The organism is Alkalisalibacterium limincola, assembly GCF_008017755.1.
In the GTDB taxonomy this organism is placed as follows: domain Bacteria; phylum Pseudomonadota; class Gammaproteobacteria; order Xanthomonadales; family Xanthomonadaceae; genus Alkalisalibacterium; species Alkalisalibacterium limincola.
On the sequence record NZ_VRTS01000013.1, the window covers coordinates 1 to 19379 of the forward strand.

A 19379-nucleotide genomic window follows, 5' to 3' on the forward strand; every position below is an offset into this window, starting at 1 on the left:
TTCACGGGCGTAGCCGCCTGCAGCCGTGGACGCGGGCAGTGCCGGCTGCGGCGCGGGCGCGGCAGCCGGTGCAGGCGCCGCCGGGGCGGCTCGGGATCGGCAGCCGGCGCGGGGGCAGGGGCGGTCTCGACACCCGGTGCCGGAAGCGCATCCGGCTGACGGGTCGTGACGTTGCTGCGCACGTCCTCCCCCGCCAGCGCATCGGTGCGGTCGGCCGCTTCCGTGTCGATCGTGACGATCCGGTTGGGGTCGTCGTCGAGCGGCTGCATGCCGGTGGCCCCACCCTCGGGGGCGCGGGGCTGCGGCACCAGCGGCAACTCGCGGGTTTCGAACCTGCGGTCGGTCTCGGCCGGCATGTCCAGGGGCACATGGGAGGCACCGCCATCGGGCGCGGGACCCTTGAGCAGCATGGGCAGGAAGATGACCGCCAGCGCAACCAGCACGGCGGCGCCGATGAGGCGCTGTTTCAAGGCAGGATCCATCGAGGTGGGAGTCCGCGGGCGAAGCCAGGCACTGATTATACGGGGCGCGCGCGGGCCGCGTCCTGAAGCGCGCGTAACGCGGGGGCGACGGTGTGGAACGACCCGAGGACCAGGACCCGGTCGCCCGTACCCGTCAGGCCCAGCACCTGGGAAAGCGTGTCCGCCACCGGGCCGCCACGCTCCACCCGGACCGTGCCACCCGCCGCGGCCTGCACTCGCGCGGCGAGCGCATCCACCCCGAGCCCCCGGGGCGTCTCCCTGGCCAGTCGACCACCCACCACTCGTCGACGTGGGTCGCCAGCGCCGACACCACGCCTTCCACATCCTTGTCGTCGAGCATGCCGAGCACCACCCGGCAGCATCCGCCGGCCGACTGGACCTGGAGCCAACGCGCGACCTCGCGTGCCGCCTGCGGGTTGTGGGCGACGTCGAGCACCACGTGGTTCCCGTCGTCGAGTCGCCAGGCCTGGAGCCGGCCCGGAGCACGCGCCGCGGCCACACCCGAGGCCAGCGCCTCGCGGGACAGGCGCAGGCGGCTGGCCCTGAGCGCGGCGATGGCGGCAGCCGCATTCCACACCTGGATCGGTGCCGACAGGGCCGGCATGGGCAGGTCCACCCGGTACCCGGGTTCACGCCAGGTCCAGTGGTCCTCGTGGAGATCGATGAGATAGTCGCTGCCGCCACGGATCGCGAAGGCCCCCAGCGCGTACGCCTGGCGCAGCACGCTGGCCGGTGGATCGACCTCGGCCAGCACGACCGGCCGGCCACTGCGCATCACGCCGGCCTTTTCCAGGCCGATCGCCTCGCGGTCGGCGCCCAGCCAGTCCTGGTGGTCCAGGTCCACGCTGGTGATGACGCTGACGTCGGCATCGACGAGGTTGACCGCATCCAGGCGCCCACCCAGCCCCACCTCCAGCACGGCGAGGTCGAGGGAGGCACGCTGGAACAGCCACAGCGCGGCAAGGGTACCGAACTCGAAATAGGTCAGTGGCGTCGTGCCCCGGGCGGCCTCGACGGCCTCGAACGCCGCCACCAACGAGGCGTCGTCGGCGTCCGCGCCATCGATGCGAACGCGCTCGTTGTAGGCCAGCAGGTGCGGCGAGGTATACGCACCCACGCGATGGCCGGCGGCGCGGGCGATGGCCTCGATGAAGGCCACCGTCGACCCCTTGCCGTTGGTACCGGCCACGGTGATGACCCGCCGCGCGGGCCGCTTCATTCCCAGCGCGTCCGCCACCGCCCGCACCCGCTCCAGGCCCATCTCGATCTCCCTGGGGTGCTGTTGCTGGATGTACTCCAGCCACTGCGGCAGCGTTCGTGCGTTCACGGTCGGGGCGCGAACTCCATTTCCTCGATCAGCCTGGGCGCCGGGAACACCTGCTCCATGACCCACAGCAGGTAACGGATGTCGACATTGATCGTACGCGTCATTTCCGGATCGAACACCCAGTTCGAAGCGACGCTCTCCCAGTTCATGTCGAACACCAGGCCGACGAGTTCGCCGCGCGCATTGAGCACCGGACTGCCGGAGTTGCCACCGGTCACGTCCATGTCGGTCAGGAAGTTCACCGGCACGCTGCCCAGGCGCTCCATCGCACGGCCGCCATGGGCGCGTTCGCGGATCAGGTCCAGCTGCACGCCCGGGGAGTCGAACGGATCCTCGCCGGTGTCCTTGGCCAGCAGGCCTTCAAGGGTGGTGAACGGGGCATAGTGCACCGCATCGGCCGGCGAGTAGCCCATGACATGGCCGTAGGTGATGCGCAGGCTGCCGTTCGCGTCGGGATAGACCGCACGGCCCTGGGCCTGGTTGTAGTCGATGACGGCCTGCAGGAAACCCGGCCGGTGCATCTGGTCCTCGCCCGCAAGCCGGCGGCGCTCGTTCTCGATGCGCTCGAAGGCCGGGGCCAGCGCCACGGCCAGGCGCAGGAAACTGTCATCGCTGGCCTCCACGGCGGCGCGCCCGGCATCGAACCACTCGAGCCGCTGGCGGGTGTCGTCCAGGCGGGTTCCCGCGTACAGCGTGTCGAGGCGGAAGTCGCGGGTGGCCTGGTCGTCGCCACCCAGCCAGGCATCGAGCTCGGGAATGCGCTGCGCCGCAGGCAGCTCCACGTAGCGCGCCAGGAACAGGGCCATCAGCTGCCGGTCGACCTCGGGCGCCATGCGCCGCTCGAGCTGCTCCAGCGCGCCGCGCTGGGCCGCTTCGTCGCGGGTCTGGAATCCCTGCGCGCGCTCGCCATCGGGCTTGCCGCGCTCGACCGACAAGCGATGGATGCGGCGTGCCGCATCAAGCAGGCCGATGTTGCCGAACACGCCCAGCAACTGGTCGCGCTCGCGCGTGGCGACGCGTTGCCCGTGCAGCGCCTGCAGCGCGCGATGGGACTGCAGTGCAGGACGGCCCGCACGCCCCTGCGCACGCAACCAGTCCAGCACGGCCTGCTCCTCGGCCCGCTTGCGGGCCAGCGCATCGCTGCGCTGGAAGCCCTCGAGCTGGCCGACGAAATTCTTCATCTGGTTGTTCCAGCTGGCGTTGAAACCGGCATAGCGGATCGCCACCTCGCGATCGTCGGCCCCAGCCGCCTCGATCAGGTCCAGCAGTTGCTGGTTGAGCTCGATGCGCGTGGGGTAGCTCCACTCCACCGTTTCAGCAAGTTCGTCGGCCAGCGCATAGCGGAACGTCCGACCGGGGTAGCCCGCGACCATCGCGAACTCGCCCTCCTCCAGGCCCTGCCCGGCAATGCGCAGGTGGCGCGCGGGCTCGAAGGGCACGTTGTCCGGCGAGTAGGGCGCCGGCGTGCCGTCCGGTGCCACGTAGGCACGGTAGAACGCGAAATCACCGGTGTGGCGCGGCCACATCCAGTTGTCGACGTCGCCACCGTACTTTCCGATCGATCCCGGCGGCGCGTACACCAGGCGCACGTCACGGATCTCGACCTGGGTGAACAGGCGGTAGGACAGGCCCCCGTGGAAGCTGAAGACGCTGCAGCGCACGCCGCCTTCGGCCTCGCACCCGGCGACCAGCGCCTTTTGTGCCGCATCGATCGCGTCCTGCCGCGCCAGCCCGGACATGCGCGGCGTGACCCGCGCCAGCACCTCGTCGGTCACGTCGCGGATCTCGCGGGTCACGAACACGCGCTGGTTCGGGCCTGCACTGAGTTCGTCCCCGGGCGTGGCGGCGTTGAAGCCCTCGCTGAGGAGGTCGCGCTCGGCGCTGGAATTGAGCTGGATCGCGCCATAGGCGCAGTGGTGGTTGGTGATGACCAGTCCTCGTGGCGAGACGAACGAAGCCGTGCAGCCGCCAATGCTGACCACCGCCCCCATGGGCTGGCCGGTCAGGTCGCCCAGTTGCGCGGGGTCGAGCTCCAGTCCGGCCTGCGCCAGCTGTCCGGCGATCTCGGGCAACTGCTGCGGAACCCACATGCCCTCGCCGGCCTGGGCGGTACCGGCCAACAGCAGTGCTGCGGCGACCATCGACTTGCGCATCGTCTTCCTCCATCCACGGGATGCGCAGTATAGACACCGCAGGCCGGCTCCAACCCCTGCCGGAAGCCATCCGTCCCCGGGCGTCGCCGCCCGCGCCGGTACGCGCTGACGGCGATTCAGGGCGGCCCGGTATAATTGATGTTTTTCCGGGGCCCGCGGCCCCCCCGACCTGGGGTCAGATCTCATGGCGCAGACGATGAAGGCGCTGGTCAAGCGCGAAGCCAAGCCCGGCATCTGGATGGACGAGGTGCCGGTGCCCTCGCCCGGTGCCAACGAGGTGCTGATCAAGCTCGAGATGACCGCCATCTGCGGCACCGACCTGCACATCTACAAGTGGGACGAGTGGAGCCAGCGCACGATCAAGCCCGGCCTGGTGATCGGCCACGAGTTCGTCGGCCGCATCGTCGAGATCGGGCCGGGCGTGACCGGGTACGCGATCGGCGACCGGGTGTCGGCCGAGGGCCACATCGTCTGCGGGCACTGCCGCAACTGCCGGGCCGGCCGCCCGCACCTGTGCCCGAACACGGTCGGCATCGGCGTCAACCGGCACGGCGCATTCGCCGAATACGTGGTGATGCCCTCGAGCAACCTCTGGCCGATCCCGGACGACATCGCCCCCGAGCTCGCCGCGTTCTTCGATCCCTTCGGCAATGCCGCACACTGCGCGCTGGAGTTCGACGTGGTCGGCGAGGACGTGCTGATCACCGGCGCTGGCCCGATCGGCATCATCGCCGCAGGCATCTGCAAGTTCATCGGCGCGCGCAACATCGTCATCACCGACGTCAACGACTACCGACTCGACCTGGCCCGGCAGATGGGCGCCACGCGCACGATCAACGTGGGCAAGGAAGAACTCGAGGACGTCATGGCCGAACTCGGCATCGAGGGTTTCGACGTCGGCATGGAGATGTCCGGCCACCCGGGGGCATTCAACGACATGCTCGGTGCGATGTACCACGGCGGCAAGGTGGCCCTGCTGGGCATCCTGCCCAAGGGCGCCGGCATCGACTGGGACCGCATCATCTTCAAGGGCCTCGTCGTGCACGGCATCTACGGCCGGAAGATGTACGAAACCTGGTACAAGATGACGCAGCTGGTGCGCACCGGCTTCCCGCTGGACAAGGTGCTGACCCACCAGATCGGCATCGACGAATTCCAGGAAGGCTTCGAGCTGATGGCCTCGGGCCAGTGCGGCAAGGTCGTGTGCCGCTGGGACTGAGCGCTCAGCGCAGCCCCACGCGCACGCCCTCGCGCCACCAGCGCCATGCGACCACCAGGAACATCGCGGTCAGCCACACGCCCAGGTGCCACTCGAGCACGTTCTCGATGCGGTCCTTGAGCTCCCTGGAGTCGACGAAGGCCGTGGCCGCGGTGCTGAGGACGCCCAGCGCCAGCATGCCCAGCGCCACCACCAGCAGCGGCCGGTAGCCCGGGTCCCGTGCGCCGCGGGTCTTCTGCAGCGCCCGGAGGCTGGCGAGCAGTGCCAGGTAGGTGGCCGCGAAGTACACCGTGACGCCGTAACGCCGCAGCATCCGGTAGATGTCGCCCTCGCTGCCGAGGAAGGTGGCGTACAGCGCGAGGAACACCGCCGCGAGCAGGCCCAGCCACGGCACGGTGGCCGCCACCCGCGCTCCGCCCGAGCGCAACCACGCCGCGACGGCCACCCAGAACAGGGCCTGCAGCGCGGCGGTCGGCAACATCACCATGCGGAACAGGTCGTTGCCCAGGCCATGGCGCGCGGCACGGCTGATCGAGGTGCAGCCCTCCAGGTAGGGCACGCACCAGGGTATGTGTCCCGCATGCAGGGACAGGGCCCAGGCGACGTGCGTGGCGATCGCCGGCAGCGTCGCCACCATCAGCGCCAGGGGCCACAGCGCGACGTCGTTGCGGTGCAAGGTCGGACCACCCATGCCCACCATCCTAGACCCGCTGAAGCCGGGATTCAGCCACGGTCTGGACAATGCGCAGTCCATGCCCAAGATTCTTCCCCTGCCCCGCCTGTCCTCCGCCGCCGCGCTGGCGGCGATGCTGCTGGTCGCACCGGTCCATGCCGAGAACGAGCCAACCCTGGCTGCGGCCGAGCTGGTGATCCCTGCATTGCTGACCGGTCCAGGCTACCGGGTCGAACCCCAGGTCCAGGTCACCGGCTACCAGGCCCGGTTCGTGCTGCACACCGATTGGGGCCGGCTGGAAGCCGAGAGCGCGGAGATGCTCGCGATCCGCATCAGCGAAATCCCCGCGATGGATGCCGTGTTCACGGCGGAAATCACCGGCCTGGTGGCACAGTCGGCCCAGAACGCCGCGATGGCGCCGGTGCGTGCGATCGGCCAGGTCGTGACCCACCCGATCGACAGCCTGATCGGCCTGCCGGTGGGTGCGGTGCGCTTTTTCGGGGAAGGCGTGACGAAGTGGGGGCGGCGCGCCAAGCGTCTTGGTGACCAGATCGATGATCGCATCAGCCATGACGGCGACCCTTACCGCGACCCGGAAGGGCCGATGGGGGCCACCCGCGCCGAGGTGGATCCGACCGAGCGCGCGTGGTGGGAAAAACCGCGCCGGGAGCTTGTCCGCGCAGTGCGTGGCGAGATCAGCTACCGCCGCTCGCGGCTGGAGCTTGCGCAGAAGCTGGGCGTCGACCCCTACACCTCCAACCCGATCCTCAACGAGCGCCTCGACCGCTTGGCCTGGATGACCAGCACCGGCGCGTTCGCCACCCGCCAGCTGGTGTCGGTGGCCACGGCGGGCTTCGCGGAAACGCTCGGGTATACCCAGGACGTGGAACGGTTGGTGCTGCGGGAGGTCCCCGAAGACCTGGCGCAGCGCAACCACGACGTGTTGAGCCTGCATTGTTCCGACGAGGACCTGCTGGAGCGCTTCGTGCGCCATCGCGCGTTCACGCCGACACTTCAAACCGCCTTCACCGAGGAGCTTGACGCGCTGCGCCCACGCACCGGCTGCGAGGCCCTGCTGGAAACGGCACTGATGGCCGGCAGCGAGATCGAGGCGCGCTTCGTGCTCAATGCGCTGCGCCTGGTGCGCCACTACGGCGGTGATGCGGCCATCGGCGGGCACGTGCGTTCGCATGGCGCCACGCTGGCCTACCTCACCGAAGGGGGCGAGTTCCTGCTGCCTGTCCCCGTGGACGTGCTGAGCTGGACACCGCAGATCGAGGCCTGGTTCGACCGGGCGCTGCTGAGCGGACACGACAACCCCACGCTTCTGGTCAGTGGCCGCATCAGCAACGAGGCCCAGCGCCAGCTGACCCGGCGCAACTGGAACCAGGTGGCCCACGTGCCCTACCCCGGCGCGCCGCCCTATCCCGCCTCGCCCTCGGCCCCTGCGGGCCTGGCGCCACGCTGAGTGCCGCCGCGCGCCGCGCCGGGATGCCACTGGGGCACGCGACCGGCTTGCTAGAATGGCGCTTTTCCGCACCGGAACCGCCATGGAAACCGTCAACGCCGCCATCGAACGCTACGCCGCCGAGCTCGATTCCATCCGCGAGCAGGGCCTGTTCAAGTCCGAGCGGGTGATCGTCTCGCCGCAGACGGCCGAGATCGAACTGGCGAATGGTCGTCGGGTACTGAATTTCTGCGCCAACAACTACCTCGGCCTGGCCGACAACCCCGAAGTCATCGAAGCGGCCAAGCAGGCGCTCGACACCCATGGTTTCGGCATGGCCAGCGTGCGTTTCATCTGCGGCACCCAGGACCTGCACAAGGAACTGGAGGCGAAGATCGCCGGCTTCTTCGGCAAGCAGGACACGATCCTGTACGCCGCCTGCTTCGACGCCAATGGTGGTCTGTTCGAGCCGCTGCTGGGGCCCGAGGACGCGATCATTTCCGACGCGCTCAACCACGCCTCGATCATCGATGGCGTGCGCCTTTGCAAGGCCAGGCGCTACCGCTACGCGAACTGCGACATGGCCGACCTGGAGGCGCAGCTCAAGCAGGCGCGCGCCGATGGTGCACGCACGATCATGATCACCACCGACGGCGTGTTCTCGATGGACGGGTTCATCGCGCCGCTCGATGAGATCACGACGCTGGCGCAGCGCTACGGCGCGCTGGTGCATATCGACGAGTGCCACGCCACCGGCTTCCTCGGCGCCACCGGACGCGGCTCGGCCGAGGTCAAGGGCGTGCTGGACCGGATCGACATCATCACCGGAACGCTGGGCAAGGCCCTGGGTGGCGCGCTGGGTGGCTTCACCACCGGCCGCGCCGAGGTCGTGGAGATGCTGCGCCAGCGGTCGCGGCCCTACCTGTTCTCGAACTCGCTGCCGCCCCATGTGGTGGCGGCCGGGACCAAGGTCTTCGACATGCTCGACGCCGCGGGCGAGCTGCGCGAAGCGCTCAAGGCCAACACCGCCTACTTCCGCGAGCGGATGACGCAGGCCGGCTTCGACCTCAAGCCGGGCGAGCATCCGATCGTCCCGGTGATGCTCTACGAGGCCCCGCTGGCACAGAAGTTCGCCGAGCGCCTGCTCGAAGAAGGCATCTATGCGATCGGTTTCTTCTTTCCGGTCGTGCCCAAGGGACAGGCCCGAATCCGCACCCAGATGTCGGCCGCGCACACCCGCGAGCACCTCGACCGCGCGATCGATGCCTTCACCCGGGTCGGGCGCGAACTCGGCGTCATCAACGGCTGATGCAGCCCGGGCCGGGCCGCCCCGGCCCCTCCTGGCGTGGGCTGGCTACACCGGGGGAACGCGCTGGTAGCACTGCCGCAACCACGCCAGGTCGCACTCTTCGTTGATGGCGTGACCGCCCGCGGTGATGATCCGCCGCGCATGCTCGTGCAGCAGTTCCCGTCGCGAACTGCAATGGGTGATGGGTAGCAGCTGTGCGATCACCTCCAGCATCCGACCCAGTACCGCGGGGTTGTTGGCCCCCCATTGCCGGATCTGGTCGAACGCCAGCCCCAGGTAGTCCTCGAAGTCGGGCCGCGCCACCACCAGGCGCAGCACGCCGTCCACCTCGCGCAGGCGCGCGGGCATGCGGCGCTGGCACAGCCGCCGCACCAGTGCGCTGAGACGGTCCACGACCAGTACGGCGGTGGTCGTGTCATTGACGCCCGGGGACAACGCCTTCATGGCCACGTCGACCAATTGGCGCAAGCCGAAAGAAGGGTCCTGCTGGATCGTACGCTGGCGCCCCAGCGTGAAGCTCGAATGCACGTCGGAGGCGGCATCCTCGTCGGGCTCGACCGGCCCCTTGATGCGCACCAGTGCCATGCCCTCGGACACGAAGCCGCCGACCCGGTGGGGCAGTTCGATCACCGTGTCGAGGCGACAGGCGAGCCGCTCCAGGCGGGCGACGTCGACGTCCTGGATGTAGCCGCTGGAACGGGCCAGGATGACCGGATCCCCGGCGCCGAACGCGGGGACGTCCTCCCTGGCAGCCTCGTCGCCCTCGGCCTGGGCTTCGGGGTACAGGCGATCGATGACCGGGGCGGTCTCGTCGTGGATCGACGCGACGATGTTCTCCACCTGCAGCGAGCGCGCGATGTGGTGGATGAAGTAGACCAGGAACACCACGCCGAGCAGCGACATCGCCAGGCCAACGAGGACGGTCAGGACCGGAAGCGTCGATCCGTCCTCACCCAGGCCGCGAAGGACGACCAGGCAGTAGACGAAGATGCCGAGGAACACCCCGAGCACGGTCTGGTTGACGCGATCACCCAGGAAGTTGCGCAGCACCCGGGGACTGTACTGGGCGGTCGCCTGGGACAGCACCACCAGCGTCATCGAGAACACCACGCCAGCCAGGGTGAGCATGCCGCCCGCGACCGCCTGGAACATGCCGCGGGCCCCGTCGATCCCGGCACCCTCCATCATCTTGACGTCGATCTCGGCCCTGCCGTCGACCCACAGGAGGAACTGGCCCAGCATCATCATGCCCAGCACCAGGCCCATCGGCACCACCCACAGACTGGTGCGCAGGAACTCCAGGAACACCCTCGGCTTCAGCGTCATGACCCGACCTCCCTTGTACCCCGGCCATCATCCCCGGGCCCGCCCCCCGGCACCAGCGCGTCGATTTCGCTCGCGCTCAGGTGGCGCCACGCGCCCTTGGAAAGCGTGCCCAGCCGCAGGCCGCCGATCGCCACCCGCACCAGCCGTCGCACCTCCAGCCCGTGGGCCTTCATCAGTCGCCGGATATGCCGGTTGCGGCCTTCATCAAGCACGACCTCCAGCCAGGCCGACGAGCGGCCGTGGCGCAGCAACGCCACGCTGCGGGCCTGCAACGGCTCGCCGCGCTCGCAGGCGCCACGCGCCAGCGCCGCCAGCATCGTCTCGTCCGGCAGCGCGTCGACCTGGACGTGATAGGTCTTCTCCAGTCCGCCGACCGGATCGGTGATTCCTGCCGCCCACTGCGGGTCGTTGCTCATCAGCAGCAGGCCTTCGCTGGCACGGTCCAGGCGCCCCACCGGCGCCAGCCAGCCCAGCTGTGCGTCGGCGATGCAGGAATACACGGTATCGCGACCCTGCTCGTCACTGGCACTTGTCACCAGGCCACGTGGCTTGTTGAGCATGATGCACACCCGCGGCGCGACCCCGATCGGCCGACCGTCCACGCTGACGCTGTCGTGACCGACGCGCACCGGATGATCGGGGTCGTCCACGACCCGGCCATCGACCGCCACCCGCCCCTCGAGCACCCAGCGCGCTGCCTCGCTGCGCGAACACGCACCGCTGCGCGAGATCACGCGCGACACGCCCTTGCGGGCGCTCTTCGTCGGTGGCGGCGTGGCGGAGCGGGGAGGCATGCACCCAGCATCACCGCGTGCCGCGCGCTTGCCAAGCCCCGGCGCACGAACCACGCTCCCGGTTCACTGCTCCATCACCGTTTCGAGGGCACATTCCGCGCATGTCAGCACCTTCCGAAGACCCACGCCCGTCGCCGGCGCGCGATGCGGCGAACGCAGCGACACGACTGCGGCAGTGGTTCGATACGGAGGCCGGTGCGGAAGGACCCGATCGATCTCCCGAACGTATCGACTGGCTGCGCGTCGTTCCCTTCATCGGCCTGCACCTGGCCTGCCTCGGCGTGTTCGTCGTTGGCGTTTCCTGGATCGCCCTCGCGGTGGCGGCGGCCCTGTACGCCGTGCGGATGTTCGCCATCACCGGCTTCTACCATCGCTACTTCTCGCACAAGGCCTTCCGCACCTCGCGGGGCCTGCAGTTCGTGTTCGCGGTACTGGGCGCAGCCAGCGTGCAGCGCGGGCCGCTCTGGTGGGCCGCACACCACCGCAACCACCACCGGCATTCCGACACCGCGCGCGACGTGCACTCCCCCGTGGTGCGTGGTTTCGTCTGGAGCCACATGGGATGGTTCCTGACCAACCACGGCTTCCGGACCGATCGCAGCGTGATCCGCGACCTGGAGCGCTTCCCCGAACTTCGCCTGCTGGATCGTTTCGACATCCTGGTGCCGGTGGCGCTGGCGGCCGCCCTCTACGGCTCCGGCGTGCTGCTCGAGCGCCATGCCCCCGGCCTGGGCACCAATGGCCCGCAGCTGCTGGTCTGGGGCTTCTTCGTCTCCACGGTGGTGCTGTTCCACGCCACCGTCACGATCAACTCGCTGGCCCACCGCTGGGGCAGCCGGCGTTTCGCCACGCGCGACAACAGCCGCAACAACTGGTTGCTGGCCCTGCTGACCTTCGGCGAGGGCTGGCACAACAACCATCATCATTTCCCCGGTTCGGCACGGCAGGGCTTCCGCTGGTGGGAGGTCGACCTGACCTACTACGTCCTGCGCACGATGGCGGCGCTCGGCCTGGTCTGGGACCTCAAACCGGTGCCGGCGGCGATGCGTGGCGTGCGTCGCATGCCGGATGGGAGTGACGGCCGCACATGAAGATCGCCGTGGTGGGTAGCGGCATCGCCGGGCTCGGTGCGGCCTGGCTGCTCTCGCGCGAGCACGAGGTCGTCGTGTTCGAAGCCGGGAGCCGCCTGGGTGGCCACACCCACACGCACCGGTGCCACATGGAGGGTCGCGACTATGCGATCGACTCCGGATTCATCGTGTTCAACCCGCACAACTACCCGCTGCTGGACCGCCTGTTCGACCAGCTCGGCGTAGCCTCGCAGCCCACGACGATGAGCTTCGCGGTACACGACGCGCGCACTGGCCTGGAGTACAACGCCACCCGGATGGACACGATGTTCTGCCAGCGCCGCAACCTGGTGTCGCCGCGGTTCTGGGGCATGGTGCGCGACATCATGCGCTTCTACCGCGAGGCCCCGGCCCTGCTCGACGACGACGCCCCCGGCCCGACGCTCGGGGAGTACCTCGGGCAAGGACGCTATTCGACGATGTTCATCGAGGACCACCTGGTGCCCATGGCTTCGGCGCTTTGGTCCTCCCCCAGCCAACAGGTCCTGGCCTTCCCGGCACGCCACCTGGCGCGCTTCATGGACAACCACCGCATGCTCCAGGTGGAGGGCCGGCCCGAGTGGCGCGTCGTGAGCGGCGGTTCGTCGAGCTACATCGAGCGCATCACCGCGACCTGGTCGGCGCAGGTGCGTCTCGAAACGCCGGTTCTGCGCGTTCGCCGGGCATCCGACCACGTCATGGTCGAGACCGCGAGCGGCGCCGAGCGGTTCGACCAGATCGTGCTCGCCTGCCACTCCGACCAGGCGCTGGCGCTGCTGGCCGACCCGACCACCGCCGAACGCGATGTGCTTGGCGCGATCACCTACCAGCCCAACGAAACCGTCCTGCACACCGATGCGAGCGTGCTGCCCGGCAACCGGAAGGCATGGGCCGCCTGGAACGCCTACGTGCCTGCCGAGGCGGACGGGCAATGTACCGTGAGCTACTGCATGAACCTGTTGCAGTCGCTTCGTTCTCCCGAGCCCTTCGTGGTGACGCTCAACCGCACTGCAGACATCGATCCGGAGCGGATCATCGCGCGCATGGACTATGCCCACCCGGTGTACTCGCATGCCAGCGTGGCCGCCCAGGGCCGTCGCGGCGAGCTCAACGGCCAGCACCGCACCTGGTATGCGGGGGCCTACTGGGGATTTGGCTTCCACGAGGACGGCCTGCGCAGCGGCGTCGACGTGGCCCGCGCGCTGGGGGTGGCCTGGCCATGAAGTCGGCGATCTACATCGGGCGTGTCCGGCACCGTCGCCACCACCCGGCGACACACGCGTTCAGCTACCGCATGTTCCAGCCCCTGCTGGACCTGGACGAGCTCGACGAGGTCTTCCAGGACCGCTGGCTGTGGTCGTTGGAACGACCCAACGTGGCATCGATGCAACGACGCGACTTCCACGGCGATCCGGACCTGCCCCTGGCTCAGGCGGTGCGCGACACCGTCGCGCTGCGCCTGGGGCGACGACCCGGGGGGCCGATCCGGCTGCTCACGCACCTGCGCTACTTCGGGGTCAGCTTCAATCCGGTCAGCTTCTACTACGGCTACCTCGAGGACGGCCACACCCTGGACTGGGTGCTCGCGGAGATCACGAACACGCCGTGGCGACAACGCTTCAGCTACGTTCTGCCCGTATCCGAGGCACGGCGGCGAGGCGACATGCTGGAATGGGCATTCGACAAGCGATTCCACGTGTCCCCGTTCCTGCCGATGCAGCGCCGCTACCACTGGCGCCTGCAGGCTCCCGGGGCGCAGCTGCGCGTGCACATGGCGGTGGCGCACGGGGAACGTCGCGAGTTCGACGCGACGCTGTCCATGGCACGTCACGAGATCGGAGCCACGACGCTGGCCCGGTGCCTCGCGCGCTTTCCGCTGATGACCACGCGCGTGGTCACTGCAATCCACTGGCAGGCCCTGAGGCTGTGGCTCAAGGGCGTCCCGGTCCACGACCATCCCGACACCGCGGCGCGGCTCGCCGCCAGGAAACAACAGCGATGACGACCCAGGCCACCTCGCTCGAGCGCACCGATCCCGATCGGCAGGCCGCCTACCGGGCCACCGACCGCATGCTCCGCTCGCGCCTGCTGCAGCGCCTGGGAGGCATTCGCGGCCGCATCCTCGTGGAGGACGCATTCGGGCTGGCCGAACTGGGCAGCGCCGACACGGGCGGCTTGCCGCCGATCGAGGTCCACGTCACCGTCCACCGACCGGACTTCTATCGCCAGGTCGCGCTCAACGGAAGCGTCGGCGCGGGTGAGTCCTACATGGAGGGCGACTGGGACTGCGATGACCTGGTCGGGCTGGTGCAACTGCTGGTGCGCAATCGCGACCTGCTCGACCGGATGGAGGGCGGCGTGGCGGCCCTGGGCGGCTGGCTGATGAGGTCCTGGCACGCGTGGCGGCGCAATACCCGGACCGGGAGCCGTCGCAACATCGCTGCGCACTACGACCTGGGCAACGACCTGTTCTCCCTGTTCCTCGACCGCAACCTGATGTACTCCTCGGCCGTGTTCGCGCACCCGGCGGAGTCGCTGGAGGTGGCGGCGACACGCAAGCTGGACCGGATCTGCCAGAAGCTCGCGCTGCGACCCACCGACCACGTGGTCGAGATCGGCACCGGCTGGGGGGGGTTTGCGCTCCACGCCGCGCGCCACTACGGCTGCCGTGTCACCACGACCACGATATCGAGGGAGCAACACGCACTGGCCAGCCAGCGCGTGGCCGCGGCAGGGCTCTCCGAGCGCATCAACGTGTTGCTCGAGGACTACCGCGACCTGGACGGTCGCTATGACAAGCTCGTATCCATCGAGATGGTCGAAGCGATCGGGCACCAGTACCTGGACACCTACCTGGCCAAGTGCGCTTCGCTGCTCGAGGACGACGGCCTGGCCTTGATCCAGGCGATCACGATCGAGGACCACCGCTACCGGCAGGCGCTGGCTTCGGTGGACTTCATCAAGCGGCACATCTTCCCGGGCAGCTTCATTCCGTCGATCAGTGCGCTTACCGGGGCGATGGCCCGCTCGACCGATCTGCGCCTGCTCAGCATGGAGGACATCGGGCCCAGCTACGCGCTGACGCTCCGGGCCTGGCGCGAGCGTTTCGTGCAGCGTCTGGATGAGGTGCGGGCCCTGGGTTACGACGAGCGCTTCGTGCGCATGTGGGAGTTCTACCTGTGCTACTGCGAGGGCGGCTTCCTTGAACGCTCGATCGGCGACGCGCAATTGCTGCTGGCGCGGCCCGGAAACCGCCGCGGGGAATACCTCCCCGACCTGCACCCGGTGGAACCGGGGTGGGCGTGAGCACTCCGCATCGCATGGCCCTGGTGGCCAATGCGCTGGGCTTCCAGTGCGTGTGGTTTGCCACTGTTGCCGGGGCTGGAAGCGGTCGTCCCTGGACGGGACCATTGGCTGTGGCGATCTTCGCGCTGCTGACCCTGGCGCTCTCCGGGCAGCGTCGCGCCGATGCCTCGCTGCTGGCGATCGTGCTGCCATTCGGTTTCGCGCTCGACTCCGTCTGGGTCGGCCTTGGGCTGCTTGAGTTCGCCCATTCCTGGCCTTCGCCGGACTGGGCACCCTTGTGGATCCTGTCCTTGTGGGCTGGCTTCGCACTGACCATCAACCACTCGCTGGCCGCGATCTGCCAACGTCCTGCCCTGGCGGTCACGCTCGGCGCCATCGGTGGTCCGCTGGCCTACCTGGCGGCCGAGCGCGGTTTCGGCGCCGTCTCGCTGGCAGCACCCACGTCCGTCGTGATCGGCGCGATCGGCGCGGCCTGGGCCGTGACCGTTCCGTTGCTGGCACTGGCGGCGGCGCGCGTCGCACCGCATCCGGCCGCGCTGCACCCGGGGACCCCACCATGAGCCTTTTGCAGCACGTGCTGCTGGTCTGGTTCGGGGCTGCCCTGGTCATGACGGCCGCCTGGGCACTGTCGTGGAAGCGCCGCAACGCCGGCTGGGTCGACGTGTTCTGGGCCGGCCTCATGGCTGCAGCCGCGCTGTATGCGGGCAGCTTCTCGGATGGCGCTGCACTCAACCGCTGGCTGGTGGCGATGATGGGCGGTCTGTGGGGTGCCCGCCTGAGCCTGCACCTGATGCATCGGGTGCTGGGCGAGCCCGAGGACGGCCGCTACCGCACACTGCGCGAGCACTGGAGCGGCGACCAGCGCCGGTTCTTCCTGTTCTTCCAGGCCCAGGCGCTGATCGTGGCCTTGTTCTCGGTGCCGCTGCTGGTGGCGGCGGCCAACCCCGAATCCGGGCTGCGCACAGTCACCGCGCTGGCGATCGTCGTGTGGCTGGTCGCCGTCGGGGGCGAAGCGCTGGCGGACCGGCAACTCGCCCGCTTCCGGGCCGTGCCGGCCAATCGTGGCAGGACCTGCCGCGCCGGCTTGTGGGGCTGGTCGAGGCATCCGAACTACTTCTTCGAATGGCTGCACTGGTTCGCCTATGCGCTGCTGGCGGTGGGCGCACCGCAGGCATGGCTTGCCCTGCTGGGACCCGTGCTGATGCTGGCCTTCCTCTACCGCTTCACCGGGATCCCCTGGGCCGAACAACAGGCCCTGCGCAGCCGTGGCGAGGACTACCGACGCTACCAGCGCGAAGTCAGCCCCTTCATTCCCAGACCCCCGCGTTCCTCCCCCTGACTTTTGAGCGAGGCAGCATGTCCCTGATCGACCTGTGCGAACGTGGCCTCGTGCCAGACGTCCTGCTGCGGCACGGCATCCGACGGATGTGCCGCCAACGCCTTCGCGATGAGTTCGATGACGACGCCGACTCCGCCTCCAGGCGCTACCGCGACCTGATCGAAACGCTGCGCGGTAGTGAGATTGCGATAGAAACCGACGCGGCGAACGAGCAACACTACGAAGTCCCCACGCGCTTCTTCGAGCTCTGCCTGGGCAGCCGGCTCAAGTACAGCAGCTGTTACTACCCGCGCGGCAACGAAAGCCTCGACGAGGCCGAGGACGCGATGCTCGAGCTCTACGGCGAGCGGGCGGACCTGCAAGACGGGCAGCACATCCTTGAACTGGGCTGCGGCTGGGGATCACTCACGCTTTGGATGGCACGCCGTTACCCGAACGCGCGCATCACCGGCGTATCCAACTCCCGCAGCCAGCGTGCGCACATCATGGCCCGCTGCGCGGCTCTGGGGATCGCCAACGTCGACATCGTCACCTGCGATGTCAATGCGCTGCAGCGACCCGAGGCGGCGTACGACCGTGTCGTTTCAGTCGAGATGTTCGAGCACGTGCGCAACTACCAGTTGCTGCTGGAACGCATCGGTGGCTGGCTCAAGCCCGGCGGAATACTGTTCGTGCACATTTTCTGCCACCGCCACCTGATGTACCCGTTCGAAACGCAGGGCGAGGACAACTGGATGGGTCGTTATTTCTTCACCGGCGGCCTGATGCCCGCCGCCGACACCCTGCTTCATTTCCAGGATTCACTCGCCCTGGAGCAACGCTGGATGATGTCGGGAAAACATTACCAGGCTACCGCCAACCACTGGTTGGAAAACCAGGATGAAAACCGCGCGGAAGTCGAATCGGTATTACGCCCGGTCTACGGCGACGACACGGCCATCTGGATGCAGCGCTGGCGCATGTTCTGGATGGCGTGCGCGGAATTGTTCGGTTATCGCGACGGCAATGAGTGGCAAGTCGCGCATTATCGCTTCAGGCGACGCTGATACCCGCCCGGCAACGGGCAGGATCAGGAAACCCGGAAAGGAAACAGGCCGATCAACAGGCGCCTGCGGCCTGCTCCGCACCGGAGGCGGCCTCGGCGCAGCCCAGCTCCGCAGCCACCGGCCGGGGTTCAGCCGGCGCTTCGGGACGACCGCCGACGACCGCACGGCCGTTGACGATGCGGATGCCCCGCTCCTTCATCCACGCATCGAACTCCGCGGCGGTGAAGCCGGTGTTGGCGTTGAAGCGGTATGGGGTGTTGTCGTGTTCGGTCTGGCGCACGTAGCCGGCACCCGGATCGATGACCTTGGGCTGGCAGTGCTCGGTACGAAGTCGCGTCAGCACCCGGTCGATCGACTGGCGCTCGTCGCTGGCGCGGGCCAGGGTGCCACGCGGTGCCCCGTGCTGGCTTCCGGCACCCGTCAACTCGTAGGCCACCGGCGGAACCGCCGACGGGCGCACGGGCAACGGATAGGGCGACACGCTTCCCGAGCAATCGATCTGCGAGCCAATGTCAGCCGCGCCCTGGGCGCTGAAACCAATGAGGGACAGGCTGAGGACGAACAGGACATTGCGCATGGTCGGGATTCTCTGGTGCGACGCGGGTCCCTGCAGTGTAGGGAACCGCAGGCCCCACATGCAACAGGCCTTGCAACCCGTTGAAACAAAAGAAACCCGGCACAAGGCCGGGTTTCTTCTTGAACTCAACGCTGGAACCAATCAGTTCTGGACGTTCAGCTCGGTGCGACGGTTGGTCTCGTTGCGGCACTCCGGATGGGTCTGCGGAGTGTTGACCAGCGGACGGCTCTCGCCGTAGCCGACCGGACCAACCAGGCGGTTGGAGGAGATGCCGTTGTTGATGAGGTGCTCGTACACCGCACGGGCACGACGCTCCGACAGACCCTGGTTGTAGGTCTCCGAACCACACAGATCGGTGTGACCGGCGACTTCAACACGCAGATCCGGGTAGTTGCGCAGGATCTCGATCGTCTCGTTGAGGCTGGAGATCGCATCCGGGCGCAGGGTGGCGCGGTCGAAGTCGAAGTTCACGCCACGCAGGTCGATCGTCAGCGGAACCGGGCAACCGTCCGGACCCATGACCGAACCATCCGGGCAACGCTCGACCGGCGGCGGCGGCGGCGGCGGCGGCGGGGCGGCCGGCTGCGGCGCGACCGGGGCAACCGGCTCCGCACCAAGCTTCACGATCAGGCCGACCGAGTAGATCATGTCACCGAAACCACTCTTGTCCGGGGCATGGATGCTGCTGTCGTCGAACGTATGGCGGTAGGCGGCCTCGATGCGGCCACCGACACGACCGTAGTCAGCCTGCAGGCCGAGGCTCGGCTGCACGTACGGCGAGTTGTCCTTGCGCTGCAGCGGCGGGCCACCCATCGGGTCGGAGAACGACTCGTAGTTGCGGACCACACCGACTCCGAGACCGACGAACGGGCCCCAGTTGCGGCCTTCCGAACGGAAGTGGTAGCGCGGCGTGATGCCCAGGGCCGGCTGGCTCCAGCGCAGGTCGTTGGCCGGCGCGCTGCGCATCGGGTTGGAGTAGTTGACGTCCAGGTCCATCGACCAGTTCGGGCTGAAGAACTTGCCCAGACCAATCGAACCGTAGATGTCGTCGCTCAGGCCACGCTCGCTGTCATAGTCGACCAGACCCGTGGAAGCAGTCAGGTACCAGCGGTCATCGTAGTCTTGGGCGAACGCGGCAGGCGCCACGCCGATAGCGCCGACGAGCGCGATGCAAAGGATTTTTTTATTCATGATCAACTCCTTGTTCATGACGGGGAAGTGCAACCGCTAAACGGAAGGTCACTGGTGTGGTGGCCTGCCTTGAGCAGCACC

Annotated in this window: 16 protein-coding genes and 2 pseudogenes; 10 read left to right on the top strand and 8 right to left on the bottom strand. The window is 68.4% G+C overall.

The window, feature by feature from the left end; all coding sequences use genetic code 11:
- From FU658_RS15655 to FU658_RS13605, 3 genes and pseudogenes are all read right to left on the bottom strand, one after another.
- Positions 1 to 482: pseudogene (locus FU658_RS15655) on the bottom strand (hypothetical protein); the annotation flags it as partial.
- A 35-nt stretch (positions 483 to 517) separates the two neighbouring features.
- Positions 518 to 1809: pseudogene (gene folC / locus FU658_RS13600) on the bottom strand (bifunctional tetrahydrofolate synthase/dihydrofolate synthase).
- Entirely contained in the window at positions 1806 to 3962 is a 2157-nt protein-coding gene (locus FU658_RS13605) for a S46 family peptidase (protein ID WP_147892577.1), read from the bottom strand. Before FU658_RS13605 ends, folC begins: the two are co-directional and overlap by 4 nt.
- Positions 3963 to 4158: 196 nt before the next feature.
- On the opposite strand from FU658_RS13605, the gene tdh reads away from it, so the two are divergent.
- Positions 4159 to 5181 (top strand): L-threonine 3-dehydrogenase, encoded by a 1023-nt coding sequence (gene tdh, locus FU658_RS13610; RefSeq protein WP_147892627.1) that lies wholly within the window; start codon positions 4159 to 4161, stop codon positions 5179 to 5181.
- Positions 5182 to 5185: 4 nt separating this feature from the next.
- Here the strand turns inward: tdh and FU658_RS13615 are convergent, their stop codons facing one another.
- Positions 5186 to 5872, bottom strand: a complete 687-nt coding sequence (locus tag FU658_RS13615; RefSeq protein ID WP_147892578.1) for a hypothetical protein — start codon at positions 5870 to 5872, stop codon at positions 5186 to 5188.
- On the opposite strand from FU658_RS13615, the gene FU658_RS13620 reads away from it, so the two are divergent.
- Both FU658_RS13620 and kbl read left to right on the top strand, forming a co-directional pair.
- The gene (locus FU658_RS13620) at positions 5871 to 7322 is read left to right on the top strand and encodes a hypothetical protein (protein ID WP_147892579.1); all 1452 of its coding nucleotides are present in this window, start codon (positions 5871 to 5873) and stop codon (positions 7320 to 7322) included. The genes FU658_RS13615 and FU658_RS13620 overlap by 2 nt on opposite strands.
- 82 nt (positions 7323 to 7404) lie before the next feature.
- Positions 7405 to 8610 carry a glycine C-acetyltransferase gene (kbl, locus tag FU658_RS13625; RefSeq protein ID WP_147892580.1) on the top strand — a complete coding sequence of 402 codons (1206 nt, stop codon included), beginning with the start codon at positions 7405 to 7407 and terminating at the stop codon, positions 8608 to 8610.
- Positions 8611 to 8655: 45 nt separating this feature from the next.
- Here the strand turns inward: kbl and FU658_RS13630 are convergent, their stop codons facing one another.
- Positions 8656 to 9936: a DUF2254 domain-containing protein gene (locus tag FU658_RS13630; RefSeq protein WP_147892581.1), complete on the bottom strand. Its 1281-nt coding sequence runs from the start codon at positions 9934 to 9936 to the stop codon at positions 8656 to 8658.
- A complete protein-coding gene (locus FU658_RS13635) occupies positions 9933 to 10730 on the bottom strand; it encodes a pseudouridine synthase (RefSeq protein ID WP_147892582.1) in 798 nt (265 codons plus the stop codon). Before FU658_RS13635 ends, FU658_RS13630 begins: the two co-directional genes overlap by 4 nt.
- A 101-nt stretch (positions 10731 to 10831) precedes the next feature.
- On the opposite strand from FU658_RS13635, the gene FU658_RS13640 reads away from it, so the two are divergent.
- Genes FU658_RS13640 through FU658_RS13670 form a run of 7 tightly spaced genes read left to right on the top strand, consistent with a single transcriptional unit; the run spans position 10832 to position 17530 of the window.
- Positions 10832 to 11821, top strand: a complete 990-nt coding sequence (locus FU658_RS13640; RefSeq protein ID WP_187266138.1) for an acyl-CoA desaturase — start codon at positions 10832 to 10834, stop codon at positions 11819 to 11821.
- A complete protein-coding gene (locus tag FU658_RS13645; protein WP_147892583.1) occupies positions 11818 to 13062 on the top strand; it encodes an NAD(P)/FAD-dependent oxidoreductase in 1245 nt (414 codons plus the stop codon). The genes FU658_RS13640 and FU658_RS13645 overlap by 4 nt, the downstream gene beginning before the upstream one ends.
- Positions 13059 to 13841, top strand: coding sequence for a DUF1365 domain-containing protein (locus tag FU658_RS13650; RefSeq protein WP_147892584.1), 783 nt, complete (start codon positions 13059 to 13061; stop codon positions 13839 to 13841). Before FU658_RS13645 ends, FU658_RS13650 begins: the two co-directional genes overlap by 4 nt.
- Positions 13838 to 15145, top strand: coding sequence for an SAM-dependent methyltransferase (locus tag FU658_RS13655; protein WP_147892585.1), 1308 nt, complete (start codon positions 13838 to 13840; stop codon positions 15143 to 15145). The genes FU658_RS13650 and FU658_RS13655 overlap by 4 nt, the downstream gene beginning before the upstream one ends.
- Entirely contained in the window at positions 15142 to 15705 is a 564-nt protein-coding gene (locus FU658_RS13660; protein WP_147892586.1) for a DUF2878 domain-containing protein, read from the top strand. Before FU658_RS13655 ends, FU658_RS13660 begins: the two co-directional genes overlap by 4 nt.
- Entirely contained in the window at positions 15702 to 16484 is a 783-nt protein-coding gene (locus FU658_RS13665; RefSeq protein ID WP_147892587.1) for a DUF1295 domain-containing protein, read from the top strand. Before FU658_RS13660 ends, FU658_RS13665 begins: the two co-directional genes overlap by 4 nt.
- Before the next feature lie 17 nt (positions 16485 to 16501).
- On the top strand, positions 16502 to 17530 hold the full coding sequence (locus FU658_RS13670) for a cyclopropane-fatty-acyl-phospholipid synthase family protein (protein WP_147892588.1): 1029 nt from the start codon (positions 16502 to 16504) through the stop codon (positions 17528 to 17530).
- Between the two features lie 52 nt (positions 17531 to 17582).
- On the opposite strand, the gene FU658_RS15785 is transcribed toward FU658_RS13670, so the two are convergent.
- Positions 17583 to 18107, bottom strand: coding sequence for a hypothetical protein (locus FU658_RS15785; RefSeq protein WP_147892589.1), 525 nt, complete (start codon positions 18105 to 18107; stop codon positions 17583 to 17585).
- Between the two features lie 141 nt (positions 18108 to 18248).
- Positions 18249 to 19298: an OmpA family protein gene (locus FU658_RS13680; RefSeq protein ID WP_147892590.1), complete on the bottom strand. Its 1050-nt coding sequence runs from the start codon at positions 19296 to 19298 to the stop codon at positions 18249 to 18251.
- Between the last annotated feature and the right edge of the window lie 81 nt (positions 19299 to 19379).

What these genes read in the sequence shown, in the direction of transcription:
- FU658_RS13620 (WP_147892579.1), top strand. Translation starts at nt 5,871, where the DNA reads ATGCCCACCATCCTAGACCCGCTGAAGCCGGGATTCAGCCACGGTCTG.
- FU658_RS13640 (WP_187266138.1), top strand. Translation starts at nt 10,832, where the DNA reads ATGTCAGCACCTTCCGAAGACCCACGCCCGTCGCCGGCGCGCGATGCG.
- FU658_RS13615 (WP_147892578.1), bottom strand. Translation starts at nt 5,872, where the DNA reads ATGGGTGGTCCGACCTTGCACCGCAACGACGTCGCGCTGTGGCCCCTG.
- FU658_RS13635 (WP_147892582.1), bottom strand. Translation starts at nt 10,730, where the DNA reads ATGCCTCCCCGCTCCGCCACGCCGCCACCGACGAAGAGCGCCCGCAAG.
- FU658_RS13655 (WP_147892585.1), top strand. Translation starts at nt 13,838, where the DNA reads ATGACGACCCAGGCCACCTCGCTCGAGCGCACCGATCCCGATCGGCAG.
- FU658_RS13670 (WP_147892588.1), top strand. Translation starts at nt 16,502, where the DNA reads ATGTCCCTGATCGACCTGTGCGAACGTGGCCTCGTGCCAGACGTCCTG.
- FU658_RS13680 (WP_147892590.1), bottom strand. Translation starts at nt 19,298, where the DNA reads ATGAATAAAAAAATCCTTTGCATCGCGCTCGTCGGCGCTATCGGCGTG.
- kbl (WP_147892580.1), top strand. Translation starts at nt 7,405, where the DNA reads ATGGAAACCGTCAACGCCGCCATCGAACGCTACGCCGCCGAGCTCGAT.
- FU658_RS15785 (WP_147892589.1), bottom strand. Translation starts at nt 18,107, where the DNA reads ATGCGCAATGTCCTGTTCGTCCTCAGCCTGTCCCTCATTGGTTTCAGC.
- FU658_RS13650 (WP_147892584.1), top strand. Translation starts at nt 13,059, where the DNA reads ATGAAGTCGGCGATCTACATCGGGCGTGTCCGGCACCGTCGCCACCAC.
- FU658_RS13665 (WP_147892587.1), top strand. Translation starts at nt 15,702, where the DNA reads ATGAGCCTTTTGCAGCACGTGCTGCTGGTCTGGTTCGGGGCTGCCCTG.
- FU658_RS13630 (WP_147892581.1), bottom strand. Translation starts at nt 9,936, where the DNA reads ATGACGCTGAAGCCGAGGGTGTTCCTGGAGTTCCTGCGCACCAGTCTG.
- tdh (WP_147892627.1), top strand. Translation starts at nt 4,159, where the DNA reads ATGAAGGCGCTGGTCAAGCGCGAAGCCAAGCCCGGCATCTGGATGGAC.
- FU658_RS13605 (WP_147892577.1), bottom strand. Translation starts at nt 3,962, where the DNA reads ATGCGCAAGTCGATGGTCGCCGCAGCACTGCTGTTGGCCGGTACCGCC.
- FU658_RS13645 (WP_147892583.1), top strand. Translation starts at nt 11,818, where the DNA reads ATGAAGATCGCCGTGGTGGGTAGCGGCATCGCCGGGCTCGGTGCGGCC.